Origin of the sequence: Streptomyces aurantiogriseus, from assembly GCF_014649375.1 — a bacterium.
In the GTDB taxonomy this organism is placed as follows: Bacteria; Actinomycetota; Actinomycetes; order Streptomycetales; family Streptomycetaceae; genus Streptomyces; species Streptomyces aurantiogriseus.
Genome location: NZ_BMSX01000045.1, coordinates 34,041 through 43,896 on the forward strand (window position 1 = coordinate 34,041; position 9,856 = coordinate 43,896).

Consider the following 9,856-nt stretch of genomic DNA (forward strand, 5'->3'; position numbering starts at 1 on the left):
TGCCTGACAGCGTCGCGGCATGCAAAGGAGCAGCGCGTGGCAGAGATTCAGATCGAGTTCGATGTTCCGGCTCAGATGCGTGACGGCACCGTGCTGCGCGCCGATGTCTACCGGCCCGGGGGTACGGGGCCGTGGCCGGTGCTGCTGAGCCGACTGCCGTACGGCAAGCAGATGGCCCTGGCGATCTCCCTCCTCGATCCCCTGGCGGCGGCTCGGCGTGGCTTCATGGTGGTCCTTCAGGACACCCGCGGCCGGTTCGCCTCCGATGGGGACTGGGAGCCGTTCACGTACGAGGAGAGCGACGGGTACGACACCGTACGGTGGGCCGCTGCCCTTCCCGGAGCGAACGGCTCCGTCGGCATGATCGGCGCCAGTTACTTCGGCAACACCCAGTGGACGGCGGCGCTGTCCAAGCCGCCGGAGCTGAAGGCGATCGCGCCGATGGTCACGTGGTCCGACCCGGACGACGGACTGTGGACGCGCGGCGGCGCGATCGAACTCGGCATCACCGCGCCCTGGTCCCTCATGATGGGCGCAGACGCGCTGATGCGCCGTCACAGCACCGACCCGGCCACGCTCGGCGGCAGCCTCGGCGGGCTCGTGCAGGATCTCGACGGCCTGGCCGACGGCGGCTACGGCGAACTGCCCGCCGGGCGGTTTCCCGCGTTCGTCCGGCACGACCTGCCCGAGCTGGGCTACGAGCGTTCCCGGCGCGAGCCCGACTGGGCGCGTTCCTGCCGTGTCGCGGGCCGGCACGACGAGGTCGACCTGCCCACCTTCCAGGTCGGCGGCTGGTACGACATCTTCACCCAGGGCACGCTGGACAACTTCACCGCCATGCGCCGCGCCGGCCGGCCCGCCACGCTGGTCATGGGTCCGTGGAGTCACGCCAACCAGCAGCACGTCATCGGCGACGTCAACTTCGGGTTCGGCGCGAACTCCGCCTTCATGGGCATGCGCGGACCCCTGCACGGCCTCCAGCTCGACTGGTTCCAGCGCACGCTCGGCGACGGCGAGGCGCTGGAGCCGGACACGGGCGCGGTGCTGCTGTTCGTCATGGGGATCAACCAGTGGCGCGAGGAGACGGAATGGCCCCTGTCGCGGGCCGTGGACACGGACTTCCACCTGCGCGCCGACGGACGCCTGACGCAGGAGCCGCCGTCCACGGCCGAGCGGGCCGAGGAGTTCACCTACGACCCCATGGACCCGGTGCCCACGACCGGCGGCGCGTTGCTGATGTCCGAGGAGTTCCGTCCCGGGCCTCTCGACCAGAGGGACGTGGAGGGACGCGAGGACGTCCTGGTCTTCACCAGCGAACCGCTCACCGAGGACGTCGAGGTGACCGGCCGCGTCCGGGCTGTGCTCTTCGCCGCCACGGACGGACCCTCGACCGACTGGGTGGCACGCCTGTGCGACGTAGACGAGCACGGTGTCTCCCGCAATGTGACGGACGGCATCGTGCGGGTGCGCGCGACGACACCGGGCGAGGCGGCCGAACACGTCGTGGACCTGTGGTCGACCAGCATCGTCTTCAAGGCGGGCCACCGCATACGGGTCCAGGTCACCTCCAGCAACTTCCCCCGCTGGGACCGCAACCTCAACACAGGCGAACCCGAGGAGAACGCGACCACGGCCCGAGTGGCCCGCCAGCAGGTCTTCCACGACCCCACCCGGCCCTCCCGCATCGTCCTGCCGGTGGTTCCGGCCCGCCAAGAAGCGTAGGCACCACGCCGGGACGGCCACGCCGCCGGCCGAACTGCGGCAGCACGTCCAGCGGTGGTGCGGGGCCGCGAAGCCGGCGTACTCGGTGACCCGGACGGTTCCGGACGGCAAGGTACTGATCGACTGTTCCCATCCGGCTTCGACGGCGGTCCCGAACGAGCCCCTGAATGGGATCGGACAACAAACAAACCCCAGGCTGTTGGCCTGGGGTTTCATCATGGAGCGGGTGACGAGAATCGAACTCGCACTTTCAGCTTGGGAAGCGACGGCGCGTGGAGATCCGGATGCCTTCTGAGCTGGGCCTATGTGCTTTGGCGTGGCGCTCGGGAGCGCAGCATCGCACCGCTGGTGACCGTGATTGACCGGTCTTACGGGCACGCTATGGGCACGCCGTCGGCTCACACGGCCGACACCACGGCCCGCTCGCGCCCGTCGGCGAGGCCGTGCCGCCAAGCCCCGCCGACGGGCGCACCCCCCTCACAACTGGATGTTCACGGCCTTGACCTGGGTGTAGAGATCGATGGCGCCCTCGCCGAGTTCCCGCCCCCAACCGGACTGCTTGTACCGCCGAACCGGCCACCGCCGCTTCCAGGTCGGCGTCCGCGAAGACGATGTTCGGGCTCTTGCCGCCCCAGCTCCAGGGAGACCTTCTTCAGGTTGCCCCGCGCCGCGTCGACGATCTTCTTGCCGACTTCCGTGGAACCGGTGAACGCCACCTTGTCCACGTCGTCGTGCGAGGCGAGGGCGGCGCCCGCCTCGCCGAAGCCGGTGACGATGTTGAACACACCCGGCGGGACGTCGAGTTCCTGGATGATCTCGCCCAGCAGGAGGGCGGTCAGGGGGGTCTGCTCCGCCGGTTTGAGGATCACGGTGCTGCCGGTGGCCAGGGCGGGCGCCACCTTGAACGCCGCCATCAGCAGCGGGAAGTTCCACGGGATGATCTGGGCGCAGACCCCGACCGGCTCGCGCAGGGTGTACGCGTGCCACTCGGCGCCCGGCACCCACGGCACCGACACCGGGATGGTCCGCCCTTCGACCTTGGTGGCCCAGCCCGCGTAGTAGTGGAAGATGTCCGCCGCCCAGGTGACGTCCACCGCCTGTGCCACGCCCGCGGACTTGCCGTTGTCCAGCGCCTCCAACTGGGCGAAGTCCGCGGCCCGTTCGAGGATCCGGTCACCGATCCGCCAGGCGAGCCCGCTCCGCTCGGAGGGGGTCATCCTGCTCCACGGGCCCTCGGTGATGGCGCGGCGGGCGGCGGCGACGGCCCGGTTCACGTCCTCGGCCGTGCCATGGGCCACATCGGTGACCTTCTCACCGGTGGCCGGGTCGTGGGTGGCGAAGACGGCGCCCGCTGCCGCCTCCACCCACTCCCCGTCGATCAGCAGCTTCTTGGGGCCGCTGGAGATGAAGTGCCTTATAGGCTGGGTGAGTTCGTCGGCGCTCATGATGTGCGGCGCTCCTTGTCCGCCGGTGGAACAGGTCAGGTCAGGAGCATCAGCGCCATCGCGGCGGCCATCGCCGGCCCGCCGATCCGGGCCCATGGGTGCGGATGCGAGGTCCGGGGTACCGCCCCGAACCGGGCCACGGCCCACAGCGCGACGACGGCGACGGCGGCCCAGGTGTACGACCGGTCGGGCAGGGTCTCCTCGTGCATCGAGGCATGTCCGCCGAGCGCCGCCCGCCAGTGCACGAACAGCAGCCCGGCCATGCCCAGCAGGTCGTACGCCACCGGCAACCCCGCCGCGAGCAGGTCGTCGTCCCGGGCGACCCAGATCACGGTGGCGGCCAGCAGCAGACACCATCCGAGCGGGCCCGGGGTCACCTCGGGCAGGGCCATGGCCGCCATCGCGGCGGCCATGACCAGATGCGGCACCCAGCGGCGCACCCGAACCGGCCGCTCCGCCACACCGCAGGCACAGCTCACCAGCCCGAGCACCGCCGCGAGCAGCATCACCGCGGATCAGCCCCCGTGGCAGTGGCGGCTCGCGGAGCGCGGCACGTCCAGGGTGGGGTTGCGGTCGAAGAAGCCGACCGGTTTGAGGGTGAAGCCCGCGTAGTCGACGGGCATGACGGGCCAGTCCTCGGGGCGCGGGAAGTGGGTCAGGCCGAAGGTGTGCCACAGCACGATGTCCTCGCCGTCCACCGTCCGGTCGGCCGCCGTCCAGGCGGGCAGGCCCGCGCCGCCCGGGTGCTGGTTGACGAAGTCGCCCGCCGGGTAGCGCTCGTCCGGGTCGTACGCCGTCACCCACAGGTGCTTGGTGGCGAAGGCGGCGCGGTCGTGGATGGCGGAGGCGTCGTCGGCGAGGAGTACCGGCTGGCCCTCGGGATACAGGGCGTAACCGACCGGCCGACCGAGGCGGTTGACCTTCTCCGGGTTCACCACGTGCCAGGTGCGCGCCCGCCCCTGATCCGCGAGGCGCCGCGCATCCGACTCGTGCCCGAGACGGGTGCGCCGCTCGGCGAACGCGTTGCCGTACGGGTTCCCGGGACCCATCGGCACCCGGACCGCGTCCACCTCCTCCACGGCGTTGCGCGTGCCGTCGACCGTCATGTCCAGCCGGGCGGAGAACAGGTGCTGGTGGAAGGGCGCACCGAGGCCCGGCGCGATCTGGGTCGCGTACGGGTGCCCCTCCTCCGGATACGCCGACGTGAACACGACGCCGGTGGCCTTCGCCTCGCACTGGATCGTGCCGTCGAGGTAGAGGTACCAGTAGAAGCCGTAGTCGTAGTTGCCGATGGTGGTGAAGAAGGAGACGACCAGGCGGCGCTGGCGGCGAGTCTCGTTCGAGCCCGCGAACATGTCGCTGTGCTTCCACAGGACGCCGTAGTCCTCTTCGTGGATGCAGATCGCGTTGCGGATCGTGCGCGGGTCGCCGAAGTCGTCGGCGATCACCGCGTCCACGTAGGTGATCTCGCCGAGGCAGTCGCAGCCCAGTTCCAGGGAGTTGGTGTACCGGGCGAACATGTACTCGCCGGCGTCGAAGTAGTTCTGCCAGTAGCGCACGGGGGAGGGGTCGGCGTAGGGGACGACCATCTCGGCGATCGACGCCCGGTAGACGATCGGCCGGTCGTCGAAGGCCAGTTGATGAAGCGTCAGGCCCTCGCGCTCATTGAAGCCGATGCGCAGACTCCAGTTCTGCCAGGTCAGGAGGTTGCCGTCGAGTGCGAAGCTCGGGCCCTCCGGCTGGGTGATCTCGATCGGCTTCAGCGTGCTGCGCGGCTCGCCCGCGACCTCGGGGTCGTCGAAGTTGCCGGACTCGGCCGGGACGGGCAGGTCGCGGTGGTCGACGACCTCGACGACCGTACGGGCGGTGAGGTCGACGTAGGCCACCACGCCGTCGACCGGGTGGGCCCAGGGGTGGTCCTTGTCGTGGAGCTGCTGGAAGCCCAGAGCGCGCACGATGCGGCGGCCGTCCCCGGGTGGGCAGTCGTCGTAGGCGCCCGCCGACAGGGGGACGGTGCGGACGGTGGCGGGGTCCAGACCGCGCCGCTTCAGCGCGTCGCACCACTCCTCGCTGGCCAGGGCTATCTCCTCCACCAGTTCGAACTCGGTGTCGGTGATGGGGAGTTGGCCGGTGGTGGCGGGATCGAGCAGGACGGCCCGGTCGATCTCGGAGCGGGACGCGGAGACGATCACGTCGTGCGAGGCGCCGGTCGGCAGGTCGAGCAGGAGGACACGGAAGCGGCGGTCGACCTCGGCGCCCGGGACGTGGGCGAGGACGGCGGCCTTGTCGGGCTCCTCCAGGCCGCAGAAGGCGATACGCGCGGTCTCGGTGAGCAGGCCGGCGGTGGTCAACGCGGCTTTCACCGCGCGGAGTTCGTCTTCCGTGACCAGGTCGAGGGGATGAGCGGTCATACCGTCTCCTCCAGGGGGGAGTGGGTCGGGTGGGAGCGGCGGCCGGTGGCACGGGCCGCGTCGCGCCGTGCCAGGGCGAGGGCGACGCCCACGGCGAAGAAGGCGGCCAGGACCCCTTCGATCGTCAGGGCGAGGCTGGTGGAGCCGCCGATGAGGAGGGGGAAGTTCGAGACGGTCAGCACCAGGCAGGCACCCAGCCCGGCCAGGCCCAGGACGGGGGCGAGAAGGGTGTGCCAGAGGCGGGTGTCGGCCTTCGTACGGCGGAAGAAGACGACGACCGCGAGGCAGGTGAGCGCCATCAGCACCAGGACACCCAGCGTCGCGGTCCCGGCCATCCAGGCGAAGACCTGGGTCACCGGGTCCAGGCCCGCGGCCACGAAGACGCCCAGCAGCACGAGTGCGGAAGCGCTCTGGGCCAGGGACGCCAGGTGCGGGGAGCCGTGCCTGGCGTGGGTGCGGCCCCAGGAGGCGGGCAGGGCGGCGGAGTTGCCGAGCGAGAAGGCGTACCGGGCCACCACGTTGTGGAAGGCGAGCAGCGCGGCGAACAGGCTGGTCACCAGCAGGACCTGGGTCAGGTCTCCGCCGACCGTCCCGAGGTAGCGGGTCATCGTCGTGATCAGGATGCCGCCGGGGTCGGCTCCCGCCTGCTCGACCACCTCGCCGTCGCCCCACGCCGACACCAGCGCCCACGAGGACAGCGTGTAGAAGCCGCCGATCAGCAGCAGCGCGAGATACGTGGCGCGCGGCACCGTCCGCTGCGGATCGCGGGCCTCGTCGCGGAAGACGGCGGTGGCCTCGAAGCCCAGGAAGCTCGCGATTGCGAACATGATCCCGATGCCGGGCGAGCCCGAGGTGACCTCGGACGGCTTCAGGAACGCCGTGGACAACCCGGCGTCGCCGCCCTGGACGGTCACCACCAGGTCGAAGACCAGCACGATGCCGACCTCGCACAGCAGCAGCACGCCGAGCACCTTGCTGGACAGCTCGATGTTCCGGTAGCCGAGCACGCCCACCAGGGCCAGTGCGGCGACGGCGTACACCGGCCATGGCAGCTCCGGACCGCCGTAGTGCACGACCAGCCCCTGCAGGGTGGCGCCGATGTATCCGTACACCGCGAGCTGCACGGCGGTGTAGGTGGCCAGCGCCAGGAAGGCGGACCCGAGGCCGGTGACCCGGCCCAGCCCCTGCTGGACGTACGTGTAGAAGGCGCCCGCGTTCGGCACGTGCCGGGTCATGGCGCAGAAGCCGACCGCGAACAGCAGCAGGACCGCGCAGCAGATGACGAAGGTGGCGGGGAAGCCGGCGCCGTCGCCGAGGGCGATGCCCACCGGGACGGCGCCGGCGACGACGGTGAGCGGGGCCGCCGCGGCGACGACCATGAAGACGATCGATCCGACTCCCAGCGAGCCGGTGAGGGCGTTTCTCTCAGGTGGCGCGTCCATGGATCCTCCCGGGATCTGGGCGAGGCGCATGCCGACGAGGACCGACGTTCGCCGTGCCGTCACCTGGGGGCAACGCCCGCTCTCCCGGTACGGAAAGACTGGTCAGCGCTGTCGCGGGGCGAGGGAACGACGGCCGTACGGAATCTCGGAACCCGGAAACCCGCGGACCGGAATTCTCACTTCGGGACATCGGCGGTTAACACGCTTGCGATTCCGCGGAAACCGCGGGCGGGTTACTTTGCTGCGGCGGAACGCGCCCCCGTCCCCCGTCTCACGGGGGTTCCGCGAGGAGAGTGAACCGCCCATGCAGGAACGACCGGCCTCGCCCGTCGCCGGCTACGCGGGCCTGGCCGCCGCGGCCATGTCCGAGTCGAACAGGCTGCCCACCCGCTCTCCCGTACACGGCCTCGACCGGCGCGGGCTCGACCCACTCCAGGTCCTCGCCCAGTCGGTGGCCGGTGCCGCGCCCGCCGCGGCCATGGCGGCGACCCCGGCGATCGTAGCCGCCACGGCCGGCGGCTCCACCGTCTGGTCGTTCGCCGTGGCGACCGGGCTCGCGCTGCTGATCGGTATGTGCATCGGCCAGTTCACCCACCGGATGGCCGCCGCGGGTTCGCTCTACAGCCTCACCGCCCAGGGACTCGGGCCCGTCGGCGCGTTCGTCAGCGGCTGCGGCCTGCTCATCGGGTACGGCGTGCTGACCATGGCGGGCTTCACGGGTGCGGCGGGCTACCTGAGCGCGCTGCTCGCACGGGCCGGGGCGGGGTCGACGACCGGCGTGTTCGTCACCGTCGTACTGGCACTCGCCGCCCTGGCGGCCGTCCTCATGATCCGCGGCATCCGGCCCGCGGCCCGCCTGATGCTGCTGATCGAGGCCACGTCGATCGTGCTGATGCTGGTCATCTTCGGGGCGCTGCTGGTCCGGCACGGCGTACCGCACGACCTGCACCGTCTCGGACTCCCGCCGCCGGACCTGGCCAGGACGGCGGCAGGGGTACTGCCCGCACTCGGCGCGTTCGTCGGGTTCGAGGCGGCGGCGGCCGTGGGAGTCGAGGCCCGCCGCCCCTTCCGCACGGTCCCGTGGGCCGTACGCTCGACGGCCGCGGTCGCTGGACTTCTCTGTCTGCTGGCCGCCTACGCCCAGCAGATCGGCCTCGCCGACGTACGAGGCGGACTGGCCGGACAGCGGGAGCCGGTGGACACCCTGGCCACCACCCAGCGCCTTCCCTGGCTGTCGGTCCTCCTGGAGGCCGGGATCGCGCTGTCCTTCTTCGCCGCCGCGCTCGCCAGTGCCACCGCCCTGGTCCGGGTGCTGTTCTCGATGGGCCGCGAGCGCATCGCACCCCGCCCGCTGGGCGCCGCCCACCCGCGGCACCGCACTCCCCACGTGGCGATCGCGGCCGCCCTGCCCCTCACCGCGGCCGTCCCCGTGGCGATGCGACTGGCGGGCGTGGACACGGGCCGCTCGCTGATGATCCTGCTCAACACGGCCACCTTCGGCTACCTGGTGGCGTACCTGCTGGTCTGCGTCGCGGCCCCTGTATTCCTGCACCGCATCGGCGAACTCACCATCGGCCCCGTCGTGGTCACGGCGATCTGCGCGCCGGCCCTGCTGACCGTCCTCGGCGCCTTCCTCGCGGCCCAGTCCGGGCGCGCCCTGTGGGCGATCGGTGCGGCCCTGGCGGCCGGCACGCTGTGGTTCGCCTGGCTGCGGACCCGCCGCCCAGGCCAGCTCGCGGCCGTGGGGATCTACGACGAGACGAGCACCGCCGACCTCCTGGGCGCCCCCGATGCGGCATCCCGGGATGCCGCATGAGTCCCTCGATGGATCCGACCGCGCTGTCCGGCCGCCAGCCGAGGGCGATCCGCAACGCGCTGGCCGCCCTGGAGGAGGTGATCGCCGCGGGCCCCGGGGTGACCGCCAAGGAGATCTCGACGGCACTCGGGCTTCCCCCGGCGACCACGTACCGCCTGCTCAACCTGCTGGTCGCCGAGGAGTACCTGGTCCGCCTGCCCGGCCTGGGCGGCTTCGCGCTCGGCCGTCGCGCCGCCCGCCTCTGCGTCCCCGCGCCCCCGCACCTCCCGCTGGCCGCCCGCACCGTCCTCGACCACCTGCGCACCCGGACCCGCTGGGGCGTCCACCTGGCCTCCTTCACCACCGACCGCCTGGTGATGACCGACCCGGACCCCGATCACCCCCCGTCCGAGGAAGCCCTCCTGGCCCGCTACCCGCACGCCTCCGCCCTCGGCAAACTCCTCCTGGCCGCCCAGCCCGACTGGCACGCGGTCGCTCCCGACCTGCGCCGCTTCACCCAGCACACGATCACCGACGGCGCGCAGCTGACCGCCGAACTCAAACAGATCGCGGAGACCGGCCTCGCCCGCCAGAGCGGCCAACTCCGCACCGACCGCGGCTGCCTCGCCGTGGCGGTACGACACCCCACCACCGGCGCCCTCGTGGCCGGCCTCGCCCTCTCCGGCCCACCCGCCCGCGTGGCCCAGCCGAACGACGACCTGATCGCCGTGGTCCGGGAGCACGCGGAACGGCTGGCGCCGCTACTGGCCTGAGCGGCAGCACCGCCCCCACAAAGCACCAGCCCCAGGCCACTGACCTGGGGCTCCAAAAAGAGCGGGTGACGAGAATCGAACTCGCACTCTCAGCTTGGGAAGCGACGGCGCTTGGGCGGGGGCTATACCTCCGACCTGGGCATACGTCATCTCCTTGAGTGGTTGTGCGGGCCGGTTTGCGCCGCTGTCAACCGCTGCTTTCCCCTCTTAGAGGCCCTAACAAAGGCGTTGGACGTGGCGATGGGTGATCAAGCAAACGGCGAGCCCG

General features: G+C 71.5%; 7 protein-coding genes. 3 read left to right on the forward strand and 4 right to left on the reverse strand.

Features of this window, described 5'->3' with window-relative positions:
* Positions 1–36 precede the first annotated feature (36 nt).
* Positions 37–1,722 carry a CocE/NonD family hydrolase gene (locus IE263_RS46720; protein WP_189944252.1) on the forward strand — a complete coding sequence of 562 codons (1,686 nt, stop codon included), beginning with the start codon at positions 37–39 and terminating at the stop codon, positions 1,720–1,722.
* A gap of 491 nt (positions 1,723–2,213) precedes the next feature.
* Here IE263_RS46720 and IE263_RS46725 read toward each other — a convergent pair whose 3' ends face one another.
* From IE263_RS46725 to IE263_RS46740, 4 genes are read right to left on the reverse strand one after another with little or no spacing between them, the layout of a single operon-like run.
* Positions 2,214–3,167 (reverse strand): aldehyde dehydrogenase family protein, encoded by a 954-nt coding sequence (locus IE263_RS46725; protein WP_229911555.1) that lies wholly within the window; start codon positions 3,165–3,167, stop codon positions 2,214–2,216.
* A gap of 35 nt (positions 3,168–3,202) precedes the next feature.
* Entirely contained in the window at positions 3,203–3,676 is a 474-nt protein-coding gene (locus IE263_RS46730) for a hypothetical protein (protein WP_189944253.1), read from the reverse strand.
* Between the two features lie 6 nt (positions 3,677–3,682).
* Entirely contained in the window at positions 3,683–5,578 is a 1,896-nt protein-coding gene (locus IE263_RS46735; protein WP_189944254.1) for a primary-amine oxidase, read from the reverse strand.
* Positions 5,575–7,020, reverse strand: a complete 1,446-nt coding sequence (locus IE263_RS46740) for an APC family permease (RefSeq protein WP_189944255.1) — start codon at positions 7,018–7,020, stop codon at positions 5,575–5,577. Before IE263_RS46740 ends, IE263_RS46735 begins: the two co-directional genes overlap by 4 nt.
* A 304-nt stretch (positions 7,021–7,324) precedes the next feature.
* Here IE263_RS46740 and IE263_RS46745 point away from each other — a divergent pair, with 304 nt between their 5' ends.
* Positions 7,325–8,836 carry an APC family permease gene (locus IE263_RS46745; RefSeq protein ID WP_229911556.1) on the forward strand — a complete coding sequence of 504 codons (1,512 nt, stop codon included), beginning with the start codon at positions 7,325–7,327 and terminating at the stop codon, positions 8,834–8,836.
* The gene (locus IE263_RS46750; protein ID WP_189944256.1) at positions 8,833–9,588 is read left to right on the forward strand and encodes an IclR family transcriptional regulator; all 756 of its coding nucleotides are present in this window, start codon (positions 8,833–8,835) and stop codon (positions 9,586–9,588) included. The genes IE263_RS46745 and IE263_RS46750 overlap by 4 nt, the downstream gene beginning before the upstream one ends.
* The last annotated feature ends 268 nt before the right edge of the window (positions 9,589–9,856 follow it).

Bases quoted from the DNA above. Each gene is read 5' to 3' on its own strand.
- IE263_RS46745 (WP_229911556.1), top strand. From the start codon at position 7,325: ATGCAGGAACGACCGGCCTCGCCCGTCGCCGGCTACGCGGGCCTGGCC.
- IE263_RS46750 (WP_189944256.1), top strand. From the start codon at position 8,833: ATGAGTCCCTCGATGGATCCGACCGCGCTGTCCGGCCGCCAGCCGAGG.
- IE263_RS46740 (WP_189944255.1), bottom strand. From the start codon at position 7,020: ATGGACGCGCCACCTGAGAGAAACGCCCTCACCGGCTCGCTGGGAGTC.
- IE263_RS46725 (WP_229911555.1), bottom strand. From the start codon at position 3,167: ATGAGCGCCGACGAACTCACCCAGCCTATAAGGCACTTCATCTCCAGC.
- IE263_RS46735 (WP_189944254.1), bottom strand. From the start codon at position 5,578: ATGACCGCTCATCCCCTCGACCTGGTCACGGAAGACGAACTCCGCGCG.